The following is a 26,269-nucleotide window of genomic DNA, read 5'->3' on the forward strand; positions in this document are numbered from 1 at the left end:
CTTCTATTCGACACCTCTATAGAAATGCCCTGTAGTTATATTATCGAATCTTTCATATATTTTATCTGCACTATACATATTTTCTTCTATAGCTTCTATATGTGCTTTTACAACTTCTCTTGTAAGTTCTCCGCTTTCTATTGTAAAATCCAATCTGAATACATCTGTATCTGTATTTTCAATATCTTCTATATTATTTAATATCATTGTCGGTTCAGAATTATATATTGTGGTTCTGCAGAATTCATTTTGAGAAAGTCTGTATCTATTTCCTGAAGAATCAACCAGAGAATATTTTATTTTTCTACAATCGGAACATCTTTTTTCCTTGTGACAATCTCTTACAAGCACTCCCATTGGACAATACTCACTGATCATAAGAGGTGTATATCCATATATACATACTTCTGTTTCTATATCTGTAAATTCTTCAAGCTCATCTATTTCACCTATATTTAATTCCTGGGAAAGACATACACTTTTTATTCCACTTTTTCTCATAAATTCTGCACTTTCTCCGTTAAATGTATTTAAAGACCAATCAGCTCTTATTCCACATCCGAATTTTTCTGTAAAATATTTTATTTCTCCCCATGATGAAACAAGAACATCATCCTGCTCTGTTATTACGCCTTCCAGCTTTTCAAACACTCTGTAATCATCATTTCTCATTATTCTAGGTGCTGAATAGATTATTTTTTTATTATTTGATTCGCATATATCTTTTGCTGCTTCAAAAGTATATATATCCTCGTAATATATTTTATCTATGTCAAAATCTACTACCGCTTTAAGCTGTTCCAGATTTTTCAGTTTTACTCTTATTTTTTTCTCATCTGTGCTGTAACTGTTGTACTCTTCGCTTCTTGGTTCAGATTTATAGCTTATATCCGTAAATTTATACTTTCTATCGTTTATTTTTACCCTTTCTGCAGATATTCTTTCTACGGCTTCCCTTCTCATACTATTGATCATACTAACAGGTATTGTAGCATCATCATCTATACTGCATTCAATATATTCAGCCTTATATGGCGTATTTCCAAGTTTTTTCAACTGAGTCTCCGCTTTTTCAGAAGAAAGTGCCACTTTTATTGCTTTTTCGGCCTCTTTATCACCATATACATGAACACTGCTTCCATCTTCATCGTATACCTTTAAAACCGGTGGTTTTCCTATCTTCACCTCAAAATTCATAAACAGTGGTATTTTTACATTCTCGCTGTTTTCATCAAATGTTTTTCTGGCTTTTTCTATAAGATCATTATCAGAAGTCTTAAATACCTTTTGACCTATATATGCATCACCTATAAAGTCTATTTCTATTGTTTCACCTTTATATCCCTCTTCACATATATTGTTTCCTTTTAGAATTCTTCCTATAGTCCCTCCACCAAGATTTATTCCATCACCTTTTTTAAGATTATTTTCAAGCTTTATTTTAAGTCTCTTTGACTTTCTGTTATAAGATTCTACTGTACCTATATAAAGGCCTCTATTATTTGGTTTTTCTGAATTCATTATTTCAAGACCTACTTCATCAAGTATATATCCTCTTGTAAACTTTCTATTAAAAATTGTATAAAGCTCATTTATCTCCTCAGGTGTAACTATACTTTTTTCACCATTTATATATCTTTCTACTGCATCTCTATATACTGATACAACAGTAGCTACATACTCAGGTCTTTTCATTCTCCCTTCTATTTTCAGAGATAGTACCCCTGCATCTACTATTCTACCTATTTCCTCTACGGTGTTTAAATCTCTGGGACTTAGAATATATTCTCCCTCTGTTTCTATTATCTTTCCTGTTTCCTCATCTTCAAGGATATATTTCTGTCTACATGGCTGAGCACATCTTCCTCTGTTGCCTGAACGATTTCCTATCATACTGCTCATCAGGCACTCACCTGAATAACATACACAAAGTGCTCCATGTACAAATACCTCTATATCAACATCCACATTTTTACAGATATATTCTATTTCTTCTATGGTAAGTTCTCTTGCAAGAACAACTCTCTTAAATCCTATACTTTTTAGATACTTTACATCTTCTATACTATGCGCTGCCATCTGCGTACTTGCATGCAACTCGAAATCAGGCATAAGCTTCTTTATAAGCATTGCCATACCTATATCCTGAACTATAACTGCATCTACATCTATGTTATAGAGAAATCTCATATATTCAATAAAATCTTCAACTTCATTTTGTTTTATTATGGTATTTGCTGTTACAAATAATCTGACACCTCTTATGTGACAGTATTTTACAGCTTCTTCAAGTTCATCTCTTCCAAAATTGGCTGCAGATGCCCTTGCACTGAAGTCTTTTCCACCTAGATAAACTGCATTTGCACCATTTTGTACTGCAGCTCTCAAAGATTCAAATGAACCTACAGGAGCAAGAATTTCAAGATCACTTCTCATAAATACACTCTCCTTATTTTTATAGTCCGAATTTTATTTTATCATTTTTTTATATGGTTTGTACAGTGTATAACTTACTGCAGATAATTCAAACAAAAAATCAGCGAGACAGTTTTAACTGTCCCGCTGAAATATTATCCCCTTTATTGATTAACTGCTTTTTATTTAGCCTCATACTTCATCTGTATTTCATAAGCTCTATTCTGAAACTCAGATGCTAATTTTTCTGATTCCTCAGCCTTTTTCTCTGCTTCTGCAAGCTTTTTCTCAAGTTCTATAAATGCTTCACTTTTTTTGTCGGAATTTTTAAGTTCAAGAATTTCTTTTTTCTTGTCATTTATAATTCCCATAAGTTCCTGCATCCTTATTTCAAGATTTGAGATTTCGGCGTTCTTCTTTTCAAGTTCGATTCTGTTCTGAGAAATTATATCTTCAAGCTCAGAGTATTTTTTTTCATCACATGAACTATTTTCTGATATTTCTTTTACCTGAGCCAGCAATCTTTCATTTTCTTCTGAACACTCGAAAAGCAGATCAGCTATATTTAAAGATGTAAGAATTGCAACAGCTGAAGTGCTAAGTTTTGAGTTGGCTTCAGCTATCATATTCATTTCAGAATCTACATATTCCGCTATTTTGTGCATCTTTTCAACAGGAGTATCTCCTACCATCTGGTATTCTGAACCCTGTATTTTTACCACTGTTTTATTCATTGTGGTCACTCCCTATCCTCTTAATGTAGCTCCAAGCTTATCATTAAGTTCTTTTAATATATTGTCATGTACTTCTTCAACGTCATCATCTGTAAGAGTTTTATCAGCACTTCTATATGTTATTGTATATGCTACTGATTTATATCCTTTTTCTATCTGAGATCCCTGATATACGTCGAATAATCTGTAGCTTTCTACAATTCCTTTTCCATTGGCTTCTATTATATCTTCTATTTCTTTTACATATATATCTTCTTTTACCATAAGAGCTATATCTCTTGATGTAGAAGGATATTTTGGAAGCTGTTTATAAACTATTGTTCTATCAGAGTTTGCAAATACTATATCTGTATCTATTTCACATACATATACTCTCTGAGTAAGTCCATAGTTTTCAAGAACTTCCGGATGTACTTCTCCCAGATAACCTACAAGTTCACCTTTACATAAAAGTTTTGCACATCTTCCCGGATGGAATGTAGTGTTTTCTTTTTCCGGTACTATTTCATACTCATCCATACCCGCTCTTTCAAGAACTTTTTCAAGAGCTCCTTTAAGTACAAAGAAATCTGTATCTTTTCCGTACATAGCCATACACATATGATTTCCTTCGTCTGGAAGTCCCTCTGCATTAGGGTAGAATACATGTCCACATTCAAATGCAGCAAATTCAGGATTTTTACGAGACATATTTGTATAAACTATATCAAGCATATTTGGTATTAATGTAGTTCTCATAACTGAAGTTTCTTCTCCAAGAGGGTTAAGAAGTTTTACAAAGTTTCTCTTTGGAGAATCTGCAGGAAGTTTTATTTTATCAACACCAGATGGACTTACAAATGAGTAGCTAAGTACTTCATAAAGACCTGCTGATAAAGCTGTGTTTCTTATGACGTCATCAAATTTCTGTCTTTCTGTTTTGGCACCTGCTGTATAGTTTCCTTCCAGCTGTTTTGCCGGTATATTTTCAAATCCGTATATTCTTGCTATTTCCTCGAATACGTCTGCATCTTCAACCATATCAAGTCTGAATGAAGGAACTTTCACTTCCATCTCTTCATCAGATTTTATTGTGCATTCAAACTCAAGGTCTTCAAGTATTTTTACAAACTGTTCCATTGGTATATCAACACCAAGCTGAGCTATTATTTTCTTAGGATGTACAGTAAGAACTGTCTGTTCTTCTTTTACAGGATAACAGTCTTCAACACCTTTTAGAACTTTTCCTGCTCCTAGCATTTCTATAAGCTGTGCTGCTCTGTTTACTGCATCATATGCAACATTTACATCTATTCCTTTTTCATATCTTGAAGAAGCTTCTGTTCTAAGACCAAGTTTTTTAGATGTTGCTCTTATATTTTCTGCTTTGAATGATGCACTTTCAAGAAGTATCTCTGTAGTATTGTCTGTTATTTCTGAGTTTAATCCACCCATAACACCTGCTAATGCAAGAGATTTTTCTCCATTTGTTATAACAAGCATGTCGCTGTAAAGAGTTCTTTCCTGCTCGTCAAGAGTAGTAAATTTCTCTCCATCCTGTGCATTTTTTACAACTATTCTTCCTGTAGATACCTGATTAAGGTCGAATGCATGCATTGGCTGACCCATTTCAAGCATTACATAGTTTGTTATATCAACTATATTGTTTATAGGTCTTACACCGGCCTCCATAAGTCTTCTCTGCATCCAGTATGGAGATGGAGCTATTTTTACATCTTTTACTATTCTGGCTGCATATCTCTTACAAAGATCTGTATTCTCTATTTTTATGTCGAAATCTATTGTTTCATCAGATTCCTCTTTTACTGATATCTCAGGATATTTTACTTTTTTACCTACTGTTACAGCTGCTTCTCTTGCTATTCCAAGAACACATCTACAGTCTGGTCTATTTGATGTAAGTTCGAAGTCTATAACTGCATCGTTTATTCCAAGAACTTCTTTTACATCTTTTCCTGTTTCATAACTTTCTTCATAATCAAGAAGGTATATTCCGTTTTTCTTATAATCTTCAACATATTTTTCATCTATTCCAAGTTCAGCAGCTGAACACATCATACCTTCTGAAACTTCGCCTCTAAGCTTTCCAGTTTTTATTTTTATTCCACCTGGAAGTTTTGCTCCGTTTACTGCAAGAGGTATATAATCTCCTACAGATACGTTTTTTGCTCCTGTTACTATCTGAAGAACCTTATCTCCTGCATCTACTTTTGTAACTATTAATTTATCCGCATTTGGATGAGGATTTATTTCAAGTATTTTTCCTACTACTACATTTTCTATATCTTCACCGAAGTATTCAACAGTTTCCATTTTTGTACCTGTCATAGTCATCATATCGGCAAATTCTTTTACATCCATATCTATATCGACATAGTCTCTTAACCATTTTACTGATACTAGCATTTATTTTTCCCCTTTCATAACTAGAACTGATCTAGGAATCTTACATCATTTTCGAATAAAAGTCTTATATCGTCTATTCCATACTTAAGCATTGCAAGTCTTTCAACACCCATACCCGCGGCAAATCCATTATACACATCAGGATCTATTCCACAGTTTCTAAGTACATTTGGATGTACCATACCTGCTCCTAGTATTTCTATCCATCCTTCTCCCTTACATACAGGACATCCTTTACCTCCACACTTGAAGCATGTAACGTCTATTTCCGCACTCGGCTCTGTAAATGGGAAGTTGTGTGGTCTGAATTTTGTCTTTGTACTGTCTCCGAAAAGTTTCTGTACAAATGTATTAAGAGTTCCTTTGAATTCAGTCATTGTTATATCTTTACCTACAACAAGAAGCTCTATCTGATGGAACATTGGTGAATGAGTTGCATCAGGTGAGTCTGATCTGAAACATCTACCTGGAGCTATTACTTTTATTGGAAGTTCTTCATGTTCCATAGTTCTTATCTGAACAGGAGATGTCTGAGTTCTAAGAAGTAAATCATCATTTATATAGAATGTGTCAGTCATATCTCTTGATGGATGGTCTTTTGGAGCGTTAAGAGCATCAAAGTTGTTTCTCACAGTCTCAACTTCAGGACCATCTGCTATAGAGAATCCCATTCCAAGGAAAATTTCTGTTACCTCGTCTATTATTTTTGTTATAGGATGTTTCTTTCCTACTTTGAATTCTTTAGAAGGCATTGTAACATCTATTGTTTCTTCAGCAAGTTTTTTAGCCATTTCTGCTGCTTTAAGTTCTGTTTTTGCAGTGTTTATAGCATTTTCTATTGCCTCTCTTACCTCATTACCTATTTTACCTACTACCGGTCTTTCTTCTGCAGAAAGTTTACCCATACCTTTAAGTATTGCAGTAAGTTCTCCTTTTTTACCAAGGTATTTTATTCTGTAGTTTTCAGCTTTTTCTATGCTGTCGGCTGATACTATTTCAGCCAGTGCTGTTTCCTTTAATTCAATTAATTTTTCCTGCACCTTTTATCATCCTTTCATTTTTGATATAAAAAAAGCCTCTCATCCCTCTAGGGACGAAAGGCTACTGTTTCGCGGTACCACCCTAGTAGTTCTCATAGAGAACCACCTCAAAGACTTAACGCGTCTACACGCCGGAACCTACCACACTGCTTCAGAACCGGACTCCGGAGCGAACTTCATACTGTCTTTTGGAAGATGTTTTCAGCCATGCCATCTCTCTCTGTATCCTTAAGTTCAATATTACTTTTCTCCATCATCATTTTCAGATTATTTGCTATTTTACACTATATAGATTATATCACAGCTGTATACTTTAAACAAGAATTTTTATCTTATTCTGCTTTTTCCTATTATAGATCTTTTTATTTCATACATTAAGACTGCAGAACTTATAGCTGCATTAAGTGACTCCGCACTTCCATATATAGGAATCTTTACAAGCAGATCTGAATTTTCGGCGATTTTGTCCTCAATTCCATTTGCTTCATTTCCTATTACAAGTGCAACCTTTTCTCCATAATCCACTTCATCATAGTAGTTGTCTGTATTCAGCCAGCTTGAAACAAGATTTATATTATTTTCCTTCATTGCTGAAATCATCTCATCTCTTTCAGATGATATAATTTTCATACTGAATATAGACCCCATAGTGGAACGTATAACCTTTGGATTGTATATATCAACACATCCCTTTAAAGTTATTATTGCATCGGCACCTGCTGCATCCGCGGTTCTTATTATAGTTCCCATATTTCCCGGATCCTGTATCCTGTCGAGAACCACTATGAATTTATCTTCTGTTTTCAAATCATTTTCTATATTTTTCTTTTCAAAGGGAACAACAGCAAGTATTCCCTGAGTATTTTCAGTGTCTACCATATCTTTGAAATTTTTGTCTGTAGTCTTGTATACTCTTATATCTCTGCTTTCAAGTTCATTTATAAATTCTCTGTGTTCTTTCTTTTTCTCAAACTCATCATTTATAAATACATACTCTATTTCTGCATTACTTTCAAGCGCAAGAGTTAGTATTCTATATCCCTCTATTATAAATTTTCCTTCTTTTGATCTGTTTTTAACTTTTAAAAGAGATTTCGTATACTTTATCTTATCATTATCCCTGCTTGTTATTTCAATCATAATTATTTTCTCCTTACAAGCTCCCGGTTTTCATTTATTATTTTTCTTATACTTGCATTTTTACCTATTACAACAAGTATACTTCCACCTTCAAGTTTTTCATCTGGAGAAGGAGTTACACTTATATCCTTTCCATTTTTTATAGCAAGTACTGTGATTTCATATTTTCCTCTAAGTTCAAGTTCTATAAGAGATTTTCCCATCCATTTTTTAGGTACAACTATTTCAACTATAGAATATTCAGGGTCAAGCTCTATATGGTCAAGTATATTATTCGATACAAGGTTGTGCGCAACCCTTACCCCCATATCTCTTTCAGGGAATACAACCCTATCGGCTCCGATCTTATAAAGTACTTTTGCCTGAAGTTCATCCTTTGCTTTACAGATTACTTCATTTACTCCCATTTCCTTTGCTATAAGTGTAGCCATTATAGATGCTCTTATGTCTGAACCTATTGCTATTATAGCAACATCAAAGTTTCCAAGTCCCAGAGATCTAAGAGCCTGTTCATCGGTAACGTCTACTATTGCAGCATGTGTCACCTTGCTAGAAAGATTCTGTATTATATCTTCACTTTTATCTATAGCCATTACCTGGTGTCCTAAAAGATGCATTGTAGATGCAACTGAAGCACCAAATCTTCCACATCCAATTACTATATACTGTTTCATTTTTCTACCTCTCCAAAATAATTAACCTACCATAAGTCTTCCTTCAGGATATCTTATAGGCTGAATTTTTTTGTTTCCTCCTGACATAAATGCCATAAATATTGTAAGAGAACCAACTCTACCCATAAACATAAACATTATTATAAGAAGTTTTCCTATAGGTGTAAGCGTAGGGCTTCCCCCTATACTAAGTCCAACCGTTGCAAAAGCAGATGCAACTTCAAATGCGGACGCTGTCAATGTAAAATGAGGCTGAGTTATGGAAATCATAAGCGTTCCAAGTACAACAACAGATATTGCAACAACAAATATACCCATGGATTTTCTGACTGTTGATTCTCCAATTCTTCTTCCATATATTTCTATATCTGTTTTTCCAAGTATAACACTTTTTACAGAAAGCATCAGTGTTGCAAGAGTAGTTGTTTTTATACCTCCTCCTGTAGACGCTGGAGATGCCCCTATAAACATAAGTATTATCATTATAAATATTGTACTTTCTCTCAGTTTTGTAAGATCTACCGTACTAAATCCTGCAGTTCTGGCAGTTACAGACTGGAAGAATGCTGCAAGAATTTTATCTTTCATACTTAAATTTCCAATAGTTTCCGGTCTTGCATACTCAACAGCAAAAATTAGTATAGTACCTATAAATATAAGTGTTATTGTTGTAAATATTACAACTTTTGTATGCAGGCTGAATTTTGAATATCTTTTTTCTCTTATTATATTAAGTATAACAGGGAATCCAAGTCCACCAAGAACAATAAGCATTGCTATCGTAATAACTATAATCGGGTTATTATAGTACGATGTTATAGATGTAAATGGTCCGGACACTGTTCCCATAAGATCAAATCCCGCATTACAGAATGCCGAAATTGAATGGAATATAGAATACCATATTCCTCTTGCAAGTCCAAACTGCGGTATAAATACCAGGCTAAGAAGAAATGCTCCTGTACCTTCTATTGCAAAAGTCATCATAAGCACATACCTTGCAAGCCTTACTATACCTGAAAGGTCCATCTGGTTCAAAGACTCCTGAATAAGAAGTCGTTCCTTTAGATTTATTTTTTTCCCCGTTATCAGCGCAAACATGGTTGTCACTGTCATAAATCCAAGTCCCCCAACCTGAATCAGCATTATTATTACAACCTGTCCGAATATACTCCAGTAACTGGCGGTATCAACCACTATAAGTCCAGTTACACATACTGCAGATGTTGCCGTAAATAATGCGTTAAGAAAGCCTATACTTTCTCCTTCTTTTGATGATATCGGTAAATTTAGTAGAAGGGCACCTATAAATATGACAGATGCAAAACCAATTACCATTACCTGTGTAGGCTGCATTCCACTTCCATATGATGCAAGCCTCTTCACCATAGTCTTCACAACTCTACCTCCTATATGGCAATAATAATATGTTTTCTCAAATCGTTATTATATTATATGCCATATTAAATATAAAAACAAGCATCAAAACGTTTAATTTTCAATAGTTAAATTTTAGATTTGAGAGAAATTTTTAAATATAAAAAAAAGAATTTTTATAGTATGTTTATATAGTATAAAATAACTTTTTTAATATATTTTGCACAAAATAAAAAGACCATCTATAAGATGGTCCTGATTTTTTTAATTAAGCTAATTTAGCTTTAGCAACTTCTACTAATTTAGCAAATCCTGCTGGATCATGTATAGCCATTTCAGATAACATTTTTCTGTTAACTTCTACACCAGCTAGTTTTAATCCGTTCATGAATCTTGAATAAGACATTCCGTTCATTCTAGCTGCAGCGTTTATTCTCTGTATCCAAAGTTTTCTGTAGTCTCTTTTCTTTAATTTTCTTCCTATATATGCATTTCTTAATGCTTTCATTACAAATGCATTAGCTGGTCTATATAATTTGCTTCTAGATCCTCTGAATCCTTTTGCAAGTTTTAAAACTTTTTTATGTTTTTTACGGGCATTCATAGCTTTTTTTACTCTTGCCATTCTTCCAATCCTCCTCGATTATTATTAAATTCTAAACATTATATATTATTGTAATTTGATTTCTTATTAGGCTACCGTTTCTTATTTGTATGGTAGTAACTGAGCTATTCTTCTTGCATCACCTTCAGAAACTAAAGTTGACTGTCTAAGGTTCATTTTAGTTTTTGGAGATTTTTTAGTTAATATATGGCTTTTGAAAGCTTTAGCTCTCTTTAACTTTCCATTTCCTGTTCTTTTTAATCTTTTTGCTGCTCCTCTATGAGTTTTCATTTTAGGCATGATAATTTCCTCCTCTCAATTATTTCTTATCTTTTTTTGGATCTATTATTACAACCATGTTGTTCCCTTCGAATGCAGGGGCTTTTACTGGTTCTCCAAACTCTTTAACTGCATCTATGAATTTAAGCATAACTTCTTTACCTATATCCTTATGCCCTAATTCTCTACCTCTGAATCTAAGCTCTACTTTAACCTTGTCTCCTTTTGAAAGGAATTTGCAGGCCTGTTTAGCTTTAGTGTTAAGGTCGTTCTGTTCTATACCAGGTCTTAATCTAACTTCTTTAACATTTATAGTCTTCTGTTTTTTCTTTGCTTCTTTTTCTTTTCTTGCCTGTTCGTATCTGTATTTACCGTAGTCCATTATTTTACAAACCGGCGGTTTTGCGTTTGGTGATATAAGTACAAGGTCAAGATTTTTGCTGTTTGCCAGCTTCTGAGCTTCCTTTGTAGGCATTATCTTTGGCTCTCCATCCTGGAAAACAACTCTTACCTCATCACATCTTATCTGTTCGTTTATTGCGACTTCCTTACTAATGGCAGTACACCTCCATAATTATATTTAAAAAAGGCGAATGAGTTTTCTCATCCGCCATATAAGTTACATCATAACAAAACTTCTCTTCTTTACAGAAAAGTTTTCAACCTATATTAACACTTACTGACTCTTAGTCGTAAGGTGAGAAACGGATTTCTACTTGCTGTCCTTTTTCGATTACTTGATTAGTATATCATCCTTCTGTATACAATGCAAGTCTTTTTTGAAATAATTTTTATTAATATGTAAGTATCTCTATTCCATCCTCTGTTACAAGTATCTGATGCTCCCACTGAGCAGAAAGAGAATCATCTGCTGTATATACAGTCCACTCATTCTCATCATCTACATATACATCGTATTCACCCTCATTTATCATAGGTTCAACTGTAAATATCATACCCGGTGCAAGAATCATTCCTTCACCTTTTTTACCTACATGAGCTACAAATGGATCTTCATGGAATTTAAGACCTATACCATGACCTCCAAATGCTCTTACTACAGAATATCCATTTTTTTCTGCATGTTCCTGAACTGCTGCCCCGATGTCACCAAGATGGCACCATGGTTTTATAGCTTTTATCCCTGCTTCAAGACATTCTTTCGCTATATCTGTTATTTTATCGGCAGCTTCACTTACCTTTCCTATTTTGAACATTCTAGATGCATCAGAAAAATATCCATCTTTTATAGTAGATACATCTACGTTTATTATATCTCCTTCTTTAAGAATTATATTCTCATCAGGAATTCCATGGCATACCTCATTGTTTAATGATGTACACACACTCTTAGGGAAACCTCCATAGTTAAGTGGTGCAGGTATAGCACCATGCTCTATAGTATAGTTGTGTACTATTTTATTTATATCTTCCGTACTCATTCCTGCTTTTATATTTTTAGAAACCTCATCAAGTACTCCTGTATTTATTTCTGCACTTCTTTTTATTCCTTCTATCTGCTCCTTATTCTTTATAAGAGATTTCGGAGGCATTATTTCTCCGCTAGCTTTAAGCTGTTCATATTTTTCATCAAATTCCATGTGGCATTTCTTATATTTAAGTCCACTTCCACACCAGCATTTATCATTTCTGTTCATTAATAAATTCACTCCTCTATTTCATTCTATATATATTTTACCATTAATTTTTATTAAGGAAACATTTATTATCTATTTTTATGTTGACTTTGGACTAATTCAAAATTATAATAATATCAGTTGAATATAATATCATACTTTGATAGGGGAGTAGTCGGCATTTTTTATTAAAAATGTAATACGGTCAACATACTGGCAGCACAGCTGTCTGGCTTTATTTTGAATGATGAGACTTATCTGCAGATATTCTGCAGGTAGGTCTTTTTTATTTTCAACTGATTATTCGTATCATTTTAGGATTTATTTGTTAGGAGGTATTTATGAGTACATTTGAAATTTTTCTTACAGCAATTGCACTTTCTATGGATGCATTTGCTGTAGCTGTATGCAAAGGTCTTTCACTTGACAGGAAAAACTTCAGACTTTCTGCACTTACAGGATTATATTTTGGGGGATTTCAGGCACTTATGCCTGTTATAGGATTTTTCCTGGCCGGTATATTCAGCGATAAAATCAATTCATTCGATCATTGGATAGCCTTTATATTACTGGGAATTATCGGAGCCAATATGATAAAGGAATCAAGAGATACAAGCTGCGAAGTTTCAAGTCCATCTTTTTCATTTGTAGTTATGACTGGCCTTGCCATAGCTACGAGTATCGATGCTCTTGCTGTCGGTGTAACATATTCTTTTCTGAAGGTAAATATCCTATACGCAGCAATTATAACCGGTATAACTACTTTTGTTATATCAACTGCCGGGGTATATATCGGCAATATATTCGGTGCAAAATACAAGTCAAAAGCAGAGTTTGCCGGTGGACTTGTTCTTGTACTTCTCGGTACAAAAATTCTTCTTCAGCACCTTGGAATATTATAAATAAGAAAAACCCGAGAATTCTCTCGGGCTTCTTTTTTATTTTAATCTATTATCTTTTTCTATTACCGCTGTTACTGCTTTTTCTGCTGCATCCATAAATGCCTTTTCGTGAAGTGTACAAACTCCCTCTATTGTAGTTCCTCCTGGTGAACAAACCTCATCTACAAGTGCATAAGGATGTTTTCCTGATTCAAGAACCATTTTTGCAGAACCCATTACAGAATCCGCTGCTATCTTAAGTGCAAGATCTTTAGGCATTCCAGCCTTTACTCCACCTCTTGCAAGCGCATCTATGTACATATATGTAAATGCAGGAGATGCCCCACCTACTGCAGAGAATATTCCAAACTGATCTTCTGTAAGTTTTATTATACTTCCAACAGCTCCAAACATTTCTTCTACTGCTTTTATTTCTTCCTCTGTTGAATCTTCACTTGCTGTATAACAGCTTGTAGAACTAAGTACCCGTGAGTTTACGTTAGGCATAACTCTTATTACATGTACATTTTCCCCAAGTTCTTCTTTTAAATACGATATTTCTTTTCCGGCAGCTATAGAAACTATAAGCTGTCCATCCTTCATATATTTTTTTACTTCAGGAAGAACTGAAGGTAACATCTGTGGTTTTACTCCTAGAACTATTACATCTGATTTTTCAACAAGTTCCTGAGTTGAATAGCATGTAGTTACTCCATATTCAGCTGAAAGTTTTTCAACCTTTGCTGCAGTTCTATTGTATCCCAGAATATCTTCATTATTGAATTTATCACCTGCACACATACCTCTGATTATAGCAGATGACATATTTCCCACACCAATAAATCCATACTTCATATTCAATACCTTCCTTTCATATTTTCTCATATCGTTAAAAATATAATTTATATACACATACTAAAGAAGGCACTTTATAAGCGCCTTCTTTTATAATTTTTTATTTGAATTCAACATTTTCTCTTGATTTTACTTTTTTCTCTACATCAGCTATGAACTGTTCAACAGATACGTTTCCTAGTTCTCCTTCTTCTCTAGATCTTACTGATATACTGTTTTCAGCTTCTTCTTTTTCACCTACTATTATCATGTAAGGAACTTTTTCAAGCTGAGCTTCTCTTATCTTGAATCCTACTTTTTCTACCCTTGAGTCAACTTCTACTCTTATACCTGCATCAAATAGCTGTTTTCTAACTTTTTCAGCGTAATCAGCATATTTGTCAGATATCGGTATAAGTTTAACCTGAGTTGGAGCAAGCCATACAGGGAACTTACCTGCATACTGCTCTATAAGTATTCCTATAAATCTTTCTATACTTCCGAATGCAACCCTGTGTATCATTACTGGTCTGTGTTTTTCTCCATCCTGTCCTATGTAAGTAGCATCGAATTGTCTTGGAAGCTGCATATCAAGCTGTATAGTACCGCACTGCCAAGTTCTTCCTATGCAGTCTGTTAAGTGGAAGTCTATCTTTGGTCCGTAGAAAGCTCCGTCTCCTTCATTTATAACATATGGAAGACCTAACTCTTCAAGAGCTCCTCTAAGTCCATTTTCTGCTGCTTCCCACTCTTCATCAGATCCCATTGAATCCTCTGGTCTTGTTGATAATTCAAGGTGATACTCAAATCCGAATGTTTTGTATATACCATCTATAAGTGATATTACACCTTTTATTTCATCTCTTATCTGCTCTGGTAACATGAATATATGAGCGTCGTCCTGAGTGAATGCTCTAACCCTCATAAGTCCATGAAGTGCTCCTGAAAGCTCATGTCTATGAACTCTACCAAGCTCAGCAACTCTCATTGGGAAATCTCTGTATGAGTGCATCTCGCTCTTATAGAATAACATTCCACCTGGGCAGTTCATAGGTTTTATTGCATAATCCTCATCATCTATTTTAACAGTGTACATATTTTCTTTGTAGTGATACCAGTGTCCTGAAGTCTCCCAAAGTTTTCTGTTAAGTATTATAGGAGTTTCTATTTCTATATATCCATCATTTCTGTGAACCTCTCTCCAGTAGTTAAGAAGTTCATTTTTAAGAGCCATACCTCTTGGTAACATTAGAGGGAATCCAGGTCCTTCTTCAGGTATCATAAATAATTTAAGTTCTTTTCCAAGTTTTCTGTGGTCTCTTTTCTTTGCTTCTTCAAGCATATTTAAGTATTCTTCAAGATCTTTGTTTTTCTCGAATGATACACCGTATATTCTCTGAAGCATCTTGTTGTTTTCATCTCCACGCCAGTACGCACCTGCAACACTTGTAAGTTTTACAGCTTTTACTTTCTTAGTTGAAAGAAGGTGTGGTCCAGCACAAAGATCTGTAAAATCTCCCTGCTTGTAGAATGATATTACAGCATCTTCTGGAAGATCTTCTATAAGTTCAACTTTATAGTCTTCTCCTTTTTCTTTCATTAAAGCTATAGCTTCTTCTCTTGGAAGTTCAAATCTTTCTATTTTAAGATCTTCCTTAGCTATTTTTTTCATTTCAGCCTCAAGTTTTTCAAGATCTTCTGGAACAAGACTGTGTTCTAAATCTATATCATAGTAGAATCCATTGTCTATAGCAGGTCCTATAGCAAGTTTTGCTTCAGGATAAAGTCTTTTTATTGCCTGAGCAAGCATATGAGATGAAGTATGTCTGAATACCTCTCTACCTTCCTTATCTTCAAATTTTAAAAGGTTAAGTGAGCAATCCTTATCAAGAACCTTGTCAAGACCTACAACTTCTCCGTCTAACTCTGCTGCTACAACATTTCTTGCAAGACCTTCACTTATAGATTTTGCAACGTCAAGCACAGATACGCCTGATTCATATTCTCTTACATCGTTTTTTAAATTAACTTTTATCATAATCTATCCCCTCCATCTAAAATTTTTCCAATATTATATTTTATTCTTTATAATATTTTTCTCTGTTAATTAAAAAAGACTCATCCCATAGATTTTGGGACGAGTCTTACTTCGCGTTTCCACCCAAGTTGATATACCAAAGATATATCCTCTTGAAGATTATAAGGTAATCACCCGGATTTTTTCACATACATAAATGTTACTGAATCCAGCTCCAAGCTAGTTTTCAGATAGTTCATTTCCTGTGGACTCTCAGCCTTTGATCCACACTCTCTGTAAGACGACCTCTATCCTACTCTTTCTCTTCATCGCTTCTATAAAATTATAACTACATTCTATCATATGAAATATTATAATTCAATATCAGAGATTAATTTTTCTGAATATAGTATAAATACTTTCAAGATATATTTCATTGTAATAACTATATGTATTTTTTCTAAATATACCCATTATTTATTTTGTTACACATAAAATTAGTGTCCATTTGGAATTTTGTGAAGCATACCTTTTTCTTTTTTAAAATCCGCGTATAAAAGATCTATGAGAAGAATAGATAGTGGTATCAATGCTGCCCATATAGCTTTTCCTAAAAATTTATGTGCCAGAATTGTTGATATGATTCCTCCTGATGTAAACATAAAAAGCATCAGAACATGAAGTCTCATTTTTCTTATAAACTGCATATCTCTTTTTCTAAAATATTTTACTATAGCTATTCCTGTCTGTCTTACATGATTTGTACAGAATGTAGTCGCCATAGGGACTTTTTCCGCCTGTCTGAATGTATTGTACTGCATAGAACATATAAAGTTTATAGATACCTGTGCAATCCGGTAAGGAGCTGTTTCCGGAAGCATCCCCAGTATTATAACAACTATCATCTCTATTATTATAAGAAGTGTATCCCATCTTATAAGATTTATCTTTTTTATTCTCAGAGCAAAAGACTCTGATATTATACTTCCCAATAAATACGCACTCATAGGAATTACATAATAAAGAGCTTTTTTAAAACTTCCACTTCCCAGAGCCATTGCAAGAAGTACAAAGTTTGCAGTCTGCGCATTACAGAATATTCCACCTCTTATGGTGTATGTATATGCTCCATAAAACCCTGCTACAAACATAAGCACTGCAAAAACCCATTTTTTTTCACACTCAAGAAATTCATCTCCTGTATAATTGGGTTCAGCCGTATGTTCACCTTTTAATACTGTTGAGCTATTCAATAAAAACACCCCTTTTTTAAAGCTTTCGTATAAAATCAATTATTCATTTACTATAAATTTTATATTATAAAACTTATTATTCCCTGTACTATTCCGATTATAAATCCCAGAATAAGTCCCAGTACTTCAATATGTTTAAGTTCTCTGCTTGCAACCTCAAGAGTAATCTTTTCTATTTCCTCAAGGTCAAAGGCATTTATTTTATCTTCAACTATTTTTTCTATATCAACTCTTTCTTTAGCAGTCTTTATAAAATTATCTCCCATTTGATCTATCATATCTGAAGCTTCTTTTTTAACTATATCGGATATATATGAGTTTATCATTCCTGTTATAGCCCGAGGAAGAAACATAGCCTTTTCTGATACTATATTTCCTATTTTCTCATTCAGATATTCAACTATTTTCTCTTTATCCTCTTCCTTTATTACACCATCAAATATATCATCTTCATTTAAAAGTTCTCTATTTACTATCTGAGCTATGTTTTTTGCAATTTCAGCTCTTCTTTTTGGTATAAGTCCCATTATCTCATAGTTTATAATTGGTATTTTTACAGGCACAATAGGTCTAAACAGCATTTTTACTGCGACTACATTGGTTATATATCCTATAAGTCCACCGATAAGTGCCATAAGTAAAATTCTAAAAAATATCTCCATTTTTCACTCTTCCTTTCAATTGATGTTTTACTCTGTAGCCAGAGGGATTATACTTCCTAAATCCACAAGTTTTTCCTTTCCCAGAGAAACTGCTTTTTTATCTCTTTTGGTTAGAAATTCATTTATAATTTCATAATCACTGTGTCTTTCTATATTTCCGGTAAATCCTATTTCATTTTCTGAAATCATTCCACTGCATCCACCTATAAAACCGTAATTCATTCCAAAAAGCTCTATTTCTCCCGGCTCTATAAGAAGACTGTCTATACCGTGTTTTATAACCTCTCTATGTATTCCGGCATCTGATGTTATTATCGAATTATCATCTACAACGCATACAGAACATTTTGAATATCCCTGTTTAACATTTATTATGTTCATTTTTCTTTTTTCTATATATTCTTTTATAACAGGATCTGTATGTTCATATTTATGTATTATGTTATTTCCTACTACACAAACATTATATGCTATATTTCCTGGATATTTGTCAGATATGAATGTTTCTCCCTTTATTGCTTCTATCCCGTATTCTTTAAATATTTTTTTATAATCATCGTATAAATTGGGACATACTACAACTTTTCCATCCCCACAATTAAATATAGATATATCCGGGTGATAGGCTACTTCAGAATATGTATCTCTACATTCAATACTTTTTATAAGCCTGATTCCTCTTTTGACAAGATTTTTTTCAATTTCTTCTGAAACTCTTCCATCTACAAGTGCAAGAGCCAGTTTTTTATCGACTATAAACGGTTCTTTTGAAAAATTCATAAAAACATCTCCTTTTGAATCTGAATATATCCTTCAAAAAAACAAATAAAAAGGTAGAGCAATCTACCTTTTCAGTATTATACCATATTTGAATATATTATGTTTACTGTAATTTATGCAAACACTAGTGAAATAGTTTTTCTGATATCATAATATCGGCTCTTTTAGATAATCCATCCCATGTTTTATCAGACATATCCACAGATTTCTTTAAATCAGATCCATTTATTTTATCTTTTATAAACATATCTACAGCTTTTGAAAGATCTTCTGTGAATTTTTCCGGGCATTCTTCTTTGGGTATACCTACTCCTGCCATTTCAGGAAGAGAAATATAAACTATCTTTCCTGATGAATTTATTTTTTCTCCAATCCATTCTCTTACACCTGGAATATCTGTTGTAACAACGCTGTTTCCACATGCCATGGCTTCCAGTAAAACTACAGGAAGACCTTCATAAAAAGAAGGTAATACAAATAAATCAGCTTTATTCATTTTTTCCGCAAGCTCAGGCTGATTTAATTTTCCGGCAAACTCAATATTATATCTGCATTTTTCCCCAAGATTTTTTATTTCATTAAATGATTCCTCATCGCTTCCAGTACCAGCCATCGTTACATTCACAAAATCCTCTTTGTAATCTAATCTGCCAAGAGACTTTATAAAGGGAACAAGTCCTTTTGATTTACATATTTTTCCTGCAAATATAATTTCAAATCTATCTTTCGCGTGTTTATATTTTTTATTGACAAATATATTGTCATTATATCCACTTCCAAGAACCTCTACTTTTCTCTCCTCTATACCAAAAGTTTCTATTATATCTTTCTTTTGTTCCTCATGCAGTGCAAAAATCAAATCAAGCTTTGGTATCTGTTTCTTTATATAGTCCTTTTCAAGTTCTATAGTCTTATACTGTCTTAAACATGTTCCGTGACATACGGCAACGACTTTTTTATCTTTGATAATCTCTCTTATATATGAAGTAAGAAGGTACAAATGATGACATATTACAATATCAGGAGAAAATTCTTTAACAGCTTTCTTTATTGTTTTTCCAAAACTGTATTTCAGCTTTTCTACCATTTCACTGTTCATATCTCTATATCTTGTACTTTTATAAGGCATTGAGTCACTCATACCAACCACATTGAAATCAAGCTCTTCGGTATTATAATATACAGGATAAAATTCAGCACACTGAAATCCCTCTTTTTTCATATTTTGTGCATCATCTTCTATATCAATACCGGCTATTACAGCCTGATTATGCCCTAATTTATCAAATCCTCTTATCATTCCACACATATATATCCCGCTGCCTGTACTATTAGGCTTCTGTGTAGTTATATGCAGTATCTTCATATCTATGTTGCTTTTCCTTTCCTGACCTATATTATCCCTTTATTCTGATACAATTCAAAATATATGGCTGAAGAATCATCCATAACCTTAAATCTAGGCATTTTATTTGCCTTGTAATCATCTTCTTCAAAATCCCTTATTTTATTGTATATATATTCTATTCCCATCTTTTCGGCTATATATATAAGTTCATTTTCTTTAAGTATTCCATATCTGTCAGATGCACAGGTAAATCCATCACTTGCAAGCATAACATTCATTTTTTCCCCAACCTGTATATATCCGTGCATAGCGTTTCTTATAGCTTCTTCACTGAAATCAAGAATCCAATAACCACCTTTTGTATTTTTCTTTAATCTGTTTGAAATTATAGTATTCATTACCCTCGATTTTATTTCATCAAATGAAAGTTTTTCCAGATTTGGAATACTCATCATCTCGTCATACACTATATCGTCAAATTTGCAAATACTTCTATCTTTTATAATTTTTCTTTCTCCGTCATTGTAAAACAGTGAACAATCACCCAAAAGAAAATATTCTATCATATCATCTCTGAATTTTATTATTACTATCGAACTTGATGGAAGATCAATTTTTTTAGGCTCATCTCCATCTAAAAGAGTCCTATACTCCTCTTTTATCTTTCTTACACCTTCAAGCATAATCTCACTCAAAGAATCAGACCTTGATATGTTTTCATGAAGAAAAGTATTCCACCATTGTGTATACCATCTGGCATCGCTTTCTTCTGAAACAAGATTTTTATTATTAAGCCCTGTAGCACCATCAAGAACCCAGGCTCCAAAAGGTGTAATTCCGGCTGCATCTTCATTATATGGAGCAGTTCCTTTGTTGCACAGAAGGCTGTAATCCTTTATATTAAGTTTCATATTGTATTTCTCCTGTACTTCACAAATATACGACAATTCAAATTTGCCGTATTTAAATTATACCATAAATATATAAAACAAAAACAGCATGGCAAAAAACCATGCTGCATTAATATAGATTTTTTCTATTATACTATAAATATCATTAGTTTTTGTATATAGTTAGAATTTTTCCATGTGTACTTTAGCCCAATCTATGTCCTTATCCGTATATGAATCCTTAACTTCATCAGGATATCCAAGTCCTATTATACACTCTATACTATAATTTTCTGGTATTTCCATTACCTCTTTTATATAAGATTCTGCAGTTTTTGAATCATCATGCACCCTGTTTCTCACCTGAACCCAGCAAGATCCTATACCTAAACTATGTGCTTCAAGCTGTATATAGGATGCCGCTATAGAACAGTCTTCTGTCCATACATCTGTTTTTTCTGAATCAGCAGCTATTACTATCGCCGCAGCTGCATCTTTCAGGAAAAATCCTCCGCCCTGTGTTCTGCAGTTTGAAAGAAGTTCAAGTTTTTTATAATCTTCTGTAACAACAAATTCCCATGGTCTTTTGCTTCTTCCTGAAGGTGCCAGAAGCCCAGCTTTAAGTATACTTTTAAGCTTGTCCTCTGGTATGGCTATATTCCCGAACTTTCTACAGCTTCTTCTACCTTTTATAAAATCTATCATATCGTTATTACCTCCTTTTTTATCGCTTTTATATTATAATACTATACTGTTTTACATAATTCCTTTTATATTATTTATTTTTAATATTTTATATTTATTCAACACAAAAAGCTGATACAATTATTTTATTGCATCAGCCTTTTTGTTATTTTATTAAATTATACATATTAACATTCAATTTTTCTGCAAAGTTCATCAGCAAATTCATCCGTAGATGCACATCCGCCAAGATCTTCTGTAAGAATTTTACCTTCACTGAAAATTTCATCAAGTGCTTTTTCTATTTTATTAGCTGCGTCAAATTCTCCTATGTATTTAAGCATCATAACAGCAGACTGTATAAGCGCTGTCGGATTTGCCTTATTCATACCTGCAATCTGAGGAGCACTTCCATGAACAGCCTCAAATACTGCACAGTCTTTTCCTATATTTGCACTTGGAATCATTCCAAGACCACCGACAAGTCCTGCTCCAAGATCTGAAAGTATATCACCATAAAGATTAGGCATTACCATAACATCGTATTTTTCAGGATTTAATACAAGGTTCATAGCTGCTGCATCCACTATTAAATCATCATAATCAAGACCTGATTCCTCTGCTTTTTTATTGTATATATCAAGGAAAAGTCCATCTGATATTTTCATTATGTTTGCTTTGTGAACACCAGTAAGTTTTTTTCTGTTGTTTTCTTTTACATAGTTAACCGCAAAATCGACAATTCTCTCGCATGCAGGTCTTGTTATTATTTTTATAGTTTCACCTGCATAATCCCCTACTTTATGCTCTATTCCTGAATAGCAACCTTCTGTATTCTCTCTTATTATTACAAGATCGACATTATCATATCTGTTTTTAAGCCCCTTGAAATTCTTTATAGGTCTTACATTTGCATAAAGATCAAGTTTCTGTCTAAGACCTACATTTACACTTCTGAATCCCTTTCCTACAGGAGTTGTAACAGGTCCCTTTATCGCTATTTTATTTTTCTTTATACTGTCTATTACATAGTCTGGAAGCGGAGTGTTGTACTCTTCTATAGTTTCCATTCCAGCCTTTACTTCTTCCCAGTTTATATCAACTCCAGAAGCTTTTACAACTTTTTTCATCGCCTTTGTAACTTCCGGCCCTATTCCATCTCCTGGTATGAGTGTTATTGTATACATCGGTAATCACATCCTAATCATTTATTTTATATAAACTTTTCCACTAATATAAATTCAATCTGTATTTTTACATGTATAGCATAGTTTTATATATTATCTATGCTTTATGCTTTGTATAATTAAGTTTTCCACCGGCTTTTAATACCTCTACATCTTTTTCAGATACCTCTACCTTGACATCAAAACTATATCCTTTTGTGACATTTTCAACTGTAAGTATTCCATCTGAAAGTTTATCTTTTATGTTGTCTATCTTAAGTTCATCCATAAGATCTATTTTGTCGTAGTCTGAAGCATCCACAAATTCCATTGGTATTATACCGCTGTTTATAAGATTGGCCTTGTGTATTCTTGCAAAACTTTTTACTATTACACCTTTTATTCCAAGATAAAGAGGAGCAAGTGCGGCATGTTCACGGCTTGAGCCCTGTCCATAGTTTTCTCCACCGACTATAAATCCCCCACCATTTTCTTTTGCTCTTTCAGGGAAAGTCTCATCTACTGTACTGAAACAGAATCCTGAAAGATACGGTATATTACTTCTATATGGAAGAAGTTTTGCATTTGAAGGCATTATATGGTCTGTAGTTATATTATCTTCAACTTTTAGAACTGTTTTTCCACCTATATTATCATCAAGTGCTGTATTTACCGGGAATGGTTTTATATTCGGTCCTCTTTCAACATCTACATTATCTCCACATTCTGCAGGAGTTATTATCATGCTGTCGTCGACAAGGAACTCATCAACAGAAAGATCTTTAAACTCAACAGGCATTTCTTCAGGGTCTGTAAGATATCCTGTTATCGCACTTACTGCTGCTGTCTCCGGACTTACAAGATATACCTGCGCTGAAAGTGTTCCACTTCTTCCGTAGAAGTTTCTGTTGAATGTTCTAAGTGATACTGCATCTGTTCCCGGAGACTGTCCCATTCCTATACATGGACCACATGAATTTTCAAGTATTCTCGCTCCTGATGCTATTATATCCGCAAGAGCTCCATTTCTTGCTATCATTTCCATAACCTGTCTTGATCCAGGAGCTATTACAAGGCTGACATCTTTGTGTACTTTTTTACCTTTTAGTATCTGTGCCACCTTCATAAGGTCTTCATAAGAAGAGTTTGTACAGCTTCCTATTGCAACCTGGTTTATTTTTATATTTCCTATATTTTTTACTGAATCAACGTTATCTGGACTGTGAGGTTTTGCTGCCATTGCTGAAAGTTCTGAAAGATCTATAGTTATTTCATTGTCGTATACTGCATCTGCATCGGGCTTAAGTTCCATCCATTCGTCTTCTCTTCCCTGAGCTTTAAAGAACTCAAGTGTTTTCTCATCACTAGGGAATATAGATGTAGTCGCTCCAAGCTCTGCTCCCATATTTGTTATAGTTGCTCTCTGTGGTACAGAAAGGTATTTTAATCCTTCTCCACCGTATTCGTATACTTTTCCTACTCCACCTTTTACAGTTTCTCTTCTAAGAACTTCAAGTATTATATCCTTTGAAGCAACCATGTTTTTAAGTTTTCCTACAAGGTTTACTTTTGTTACCTTTGGAGCTTTTATACTGTATGCCTGACCTGCCATAGCAAGTGCAACATCAAGTCCTCCTGCACCTATTGCTATCATACCTACTCCACCAGCTGTAGGTGTGTGGCTATCTGAACCTAAAAGAGTATTTCCAGGTTTTGAAAATCTCTCAAGATATACCTGATGACAGATTCCGTTACCAGGTCTTGAGAAATACACTCCATGTTTATCTGCAACTGTCTGTATATATCTGTGGTCATCTGCATTTTCAAATCCCTGCTGAAGCATGTTGTGATCTATGAACGCAACACTTTTTTCAGTTTTTACTCTGTCTATCCCCATAGCTTCAAGCTGTAGATACGCCATTGTTCCAGTTGAGTCCTGTGTAAGCGTATTGTCTATTTTTATAGATATTGGATTTCCTGCTTCAAGTGTTCCCTCTACAAGATGTTTCTTTAAAATTTTATATACTAAATTATCTCCCACTTTATATTCACCTCTCAAATTATAATGCATTTATTAACGTCAATTTCAGTTTTCAGAAGATTCTATTCTTCTTCACAAAGATCTTTATATATATTTACTATCTCTTTATCAAATAGAGATCTCTTCATTCTTACTGATACAGCTCTTACTTCTTCAAGTACTTTATTTGCCATCTCCGGAGAAAGTTCTATGTCGTATTCATGGAATTTATTTATTATAGCTGCTTTTCCAGAGTGTTTACCTATAACTATCTGTCTTTCAAGTCCAACTTCTTCAGGCTCGAACGCTTCGTAGTTTTTAGGATCTTTTAATGCTCCATCTGCATGTATTCCTGATTCATGTTTGAACATGTTGCTTCCAACTATAGCCTTCCATGCAGGTAACTCTCTTCCTGAAGCATTTGAAACATACTCTGAAAGTTCTCTGAATTTCTTTGTATCTATATCCATGTCGTATTTGAATACATGTTTAAGCGCCATAAGCACTTCCTCAAGTGCTGCATTTCCTGCTCTTTCTCCAAGTCCGTTTACTGTTACACCTATATGATTTGCTCCACCGATAGCTCCTGCTATTGCATTTGCTGTAGCCATTCCGAAATCATTGTGTGTATGCATCTCTATATCAAACTGAGTTTCTTTGTGTATTCTTGCTATTTTTTCTCTTATAGTGAATGGATCCATAACTCCTACTGTATCACAGAATCTGAATCTGTCTGCACCTGCCTGTTTACCGGCCTTTATAAATTCTATAAGGAAATCCTCATCAGCTCTTGATGCATCTTCTCCGTTTATAGATACATACATTCCGTTTTTCTTTGCAAATTCAACAGATTTTACCATGCTGTCTATAACCCATTCTCTAGATGTTCTAAGTTTATTCTGGATATGTATGTCTGATACCGAAATAGATATTGCAACAGCATCTACTCCACAATCTATTGACTGCTCTATATCAGATATAACAGCTCTGTTCCATGCCATAACACTTGATTTAAGATTTTTTTTACATATTTTCTTTATAGCATCTTTTTCATCTCCACCCATTGCCGGTATTCCAACTTCAAGCTGATCGATTCCTAAATCACTAAGCATCTGTGCTATTATAACTTTTTCGCTGTTTGCAAAAACAACTCCTGCAGTCTGTTCTCCATCTCTAAGTGTAGTATCCACTATTTTTATTTCTCTGTTTCTTAATTTATCGATGACACACATTCCATTTACCTCCTCAAATAATCTTCTATATCTTCTCACTTTATTGTTTTAGTTTTTCTTCATTTCTGAATTATGCAAGTTTATTTTTAAATCTTGCATTTTCTTGTTGTATATATATTATCTCTTTATCAAAAATAAATCAATACCTTTTTGCATTTTTTAATTTTTTTCTTTCATTTTGCTGTATTTATGAGTA

At 33.7% G+C, this 26,269-nt stretch carries 23 protein-coding genes and 2 other annotated features; of the genes, 1 reads left to right on the forward strand and 22 read right to left on the reverse strand.

Annotated features, from left to right (window positions below):
• Positions 1 to 3 precede the first annotated feature (3 nt).
• The 11 genes from EXD82_RS04200 to EXD82_RS04250 form a co-directional block, all read right to left on the reverse strand.
• A complete protein-coding gene (locus EXD82_RS04200) occupies positions 4 to 2,436 on the reverse strand; it encodes a U32 family peptidase (protein WP_142535664.1) in 2,433 nt (810 codons plus the stop codon).
• Between the two features lie 161 nt (positions 2,437 to 2,597).
• Entirely contained in the window at positions 2,598 to 3,149 is a 552-nt protein-coding gene (locus EXD82_RS04205; protein WP_142535665.1) for a cell division protein ZapA, read from the reverse strand.
• A 12-nt stretch (positions 3,150 to 3,161) separates the two neighbouring features.
• Entirely contained in the window at positions 3,162 to 5,555 is a 2,394-nt protein-coding gene (pheT, locus tag EXD82_RS04210) for a phenylalanine--tRNA ligase subunit beta (RefSeq protein WP_142535666.1), read from the reverse strand.
• A gap of 20 nt (positions 5,556 to 5,575) precedes the next feature.
• A complete protein-coding gene (pheS, locus tag EXD82_RS04215; protein ID WP_142535667.1) occupies positions 5,576 to 6,595 on the reverse strand; it encodes a phenylalanine--tRNA ligase subunit alpha in 1,020 nt (339 codons plus the stop codon).
• Positions 6,596 to 6,641: 46 nt separating this feature from the next.
• Positions 6,642 to 6,861: a binding site (T-box leader), on the reverse strand.
• Positions 6,862 to 6,922: 61 nt separating this feature from the next.
• Positions 6,923 to 7,735 (reverse strand): TrmH family RNA methyltransferase, encoded by an 813-nt coding sequence (locus EXD82_RS04220; RefSeq protein ID WP_174919155.1) that lies wholly within the window; start codon positions 7,733 to 7,735, stop codon positions 6,923 to 6,925.
• 2 nt (positions 7,736 to 7,737) lie between these two features.
• Positions 7,738 to 8,409, reverse strand: coding sequence for a potassium channel family protein (locus EXD82_RS04225; protein WP_142535668.1), 672 nt, complete (start codon positions 8,407 to 8,409; stop codon positions 7,738 to 7,740).
• A gap of 21 nt (positions 8,410 to 8,430) precedes the next feature.
• A complete protein-coding gene (locus EXD82_RS04230) occupies positions 8,431 to 9,798 on the reverse strand; it encodes a TrkH family potassium uptake protein (protein WP_142535760.1) in 1,368 nt (455 codons plus the stop codon).
• Positions 9,799 to 10,054: 256 nt separating this feature from the next.
• Positions 10,055 to 10,411 (reverse strand): 50S ribosomal protein L20, encoded by a 357-nt coding sequence (gene rplT, locus EXD82_RS04235; RefSeq protein WP_142535669.1) that lies wholly within the window; start codon positions 10,409 to 10,411, stop codon positions 10,055 to 10,057.
• Between the two features lie 81 nt (positions 10,412 to 10,492).
• Positions 10,493 to 10,690, reverse strand: coding sequence for a 50S ribosomal protein L35 (gene rpmI / locus EXD82_RS04240; protein WP_142535670.1), 198 nt, complete (start codon positions 10,688 to 10,690; stop codon positions 10,493 to 10,495).
• Positions 10,691 to 10,709: 19 nt separating this feature from the next.
• Positions 10,710 to 11,225, reverse strand: a complete 516-nt coding sequence (infC, locus tag EXD82_RS04245) for a translation initiation factor IF-3 (RefSeq protein ID WP_142535671.1) — start codon at positions 11,223 to 11,225, stop codon at positions 10,710 to 10,712.
• Between the two features lie 238 nt (positions 11,226 to 11,463).
• On the reverse strand, positions 11,464 to 12,327 hold the full coding sequence (locus tag EXD82_RS04250) for a methionyl aminopeptidase (protein ID WP_142535672.1): 864 nt from the start codon (positions 12,325 to 12,327) through the stop codon (positions 11,464 to 11,466).
• Positions 12,328 to 12,647: 320 nt separating this feature from the next.
• Here EXD82_RS04250 and EXD82_RS04255 point away from each other — a divergent pair, with 320 nt between their 5' ends.
• Complete coding sequence (locus EXD82_RS04255) at positions 12,648 to 13,208, forward strand: manganese efflux pump MntP (RefSeq protein WP_142535673.1); 561 nt, start codon at positions 12,648 to 12,650, stop codon at positions 13,206 to 13,208.
• A gap of 36 nt (positions 13,209 to 13,244) precedes the next feature.
• Here the strand turns inward: EXD82_RS04255 and proC are convergent, their stop codons facing one another.
• From proC to nifV, 11 genes are all read right to left on the reverse strand, one after another.
• On the reverse strand, positions 13,245 to 14,042 hold the full coding sequence (gene proC, locus EXD82_RS04260) for a pyrroline-5-carboxylate reductase (RefSeq protein ID WP_142535674.1): 798 nt from the start codon (positions 14,040 to 14,042) through the stop codon (positions 13,245 to 13,247).
• A 100-nt stretch (positions 14,043 to 14,142) separates the two neighbouring features.
• Entirely contained in the window at positions 14,143 to 16,059 is a 1,917-nt protein-coding gene (gene thrS, locus EXD82_RS04265; RefSeq protein WP_142535675.1) for a threonine--tRNA ligase, read from the reverse strand.
• Positions 16,060 to 16,151: 92 nt separating this feature from the next.
• Positions 16,152 to 16,377: a binding site (T-box leader), on the reverse strand.
• A gap of 158 nt (positions 16,378 to 16,535) precedes the next feature.
• Positions 16,536 to 17,291 carry a YoaK family protein gene (locus EXD82_RS04270; protein WP_246082007.1) on the reverse strand — a complete coding sequence of 252 codons (756 nt, stop codon included), beginning with the start codon at positions 17,289 to 17,291 and terminating at the stop codon, positions 16,536 to 16,538.
• A gap of 59 nt (positions 17,292 to 17,350) precedes the next feature.
• Positions 17,351 to 17,953, reverse strand: coding sequence for a DUF445 domain-containing protein (locus EXD82_RS04275; protein ID WP_142535676.1), 603 nt, complete (start codon positions 17,951 to 17,953; stop codon positions 17,351 to 17,353).
• A 27-nt stretch (positions 17,954 to 17,980) separates the two neighbouring features.
• Complete coding sequence (locus EXD82_RS04280) at positions 17,981 to 18,733, reverse strand: DUF6873 family GME fold protein (protein WP_142535677.1); 753 nt, start codon at positions 18,731 to 18,733, stop codon at positions 17,981 to 17,983.
• A 124-nt stretch (positions 18,734 to 18,857) separates the two neighbouring features.
• Positions 18,858 to 20,099: a glycosyltransferase family 4 protein gene (locus EXD82_RS04285; protein ID WP_142535678.1), complete on the reverse strand. Its 1,242-nt coding sequence runs from the start codon at positions 20,097 to 20,099 to the stop codon at positions 18,858 to 18,860.
• 26 nt (positions 20,100 to 20,125) lie between these two features.
• Positions 20,126 to 20,992 (reverse strand): hypothetical protein, encoded by an 867-nt coding sequence (locus EXD82_RS04290; RefSeq protein ID WP_142535679.1) that lies wholly within the window; start codon positions 20,990 to 20,992, stop codon positions 20,126 to 20,128.
• A gap of 162 nt (positions 20,993 to 21,154) precedes the next feature.
• Positions 21,155 to 21,676, reverse strand: a complete 522-nt coding sequence (locus tag EXD82_RS04295) for a nitroreductase family protein (RefSeq protein WP_142535680.1) — start codon at positions 21,674 to 21,676, stop codon at positions 21,155 to 21,157.
• Between the two features lie 167 nt (positions 21,677 to 21,843).
• Positions 21,844 to 22,842, reverse strand: a complete 999-nt coding sequence (locus EXD82_RS04300; protein ID WP_142535681.1) for an isocitrate/isopropylmalate dehydrogenase family protein — start codon at positions 22,840 to 22,842, stop codon at positions 21,844 to 21,846.
• A 97-nt stretch (positions 22,843 to 22,939) separates the two neighbouring features.
• Positions 22,940 to 24,862, reverse strand: a complete 1,923-nt coding sequence (locus EXD82_RS04305) for an aconitate hydratase (protein ID WP_142535682.1) — start codon at positions 24,860 to 24,862, stop codon at positions 22,940 to 22,942.
• 62 nt (positions 24,863 to 24,924) lie between these two features.
• Positions 24,925 to 26,073 carry a homocitrate synthase gene (nifV, locus tag EXD82_RS04310; protein ID WP_142535683.1) on the reverse strand — a complete coding sequence of 383 codons (1,149 nt, stop codon included), beginning with the start codon at positions 26,071 to 26,073 and terminating at the stop codon, positions 24,925 to 24,927.
• Positions 26,074 to 26,269 lie beyond the last annotated feature (196 nt).

This window comes from Peptacetobacter hominis (assembly GCF_006861675.1).
GTDB lineage: Bacteria > Bacillota > Clostridia > Peptostreptococcales > Peptostreptococcaceae > Peptacetobacter > Peptacetobacter hominis.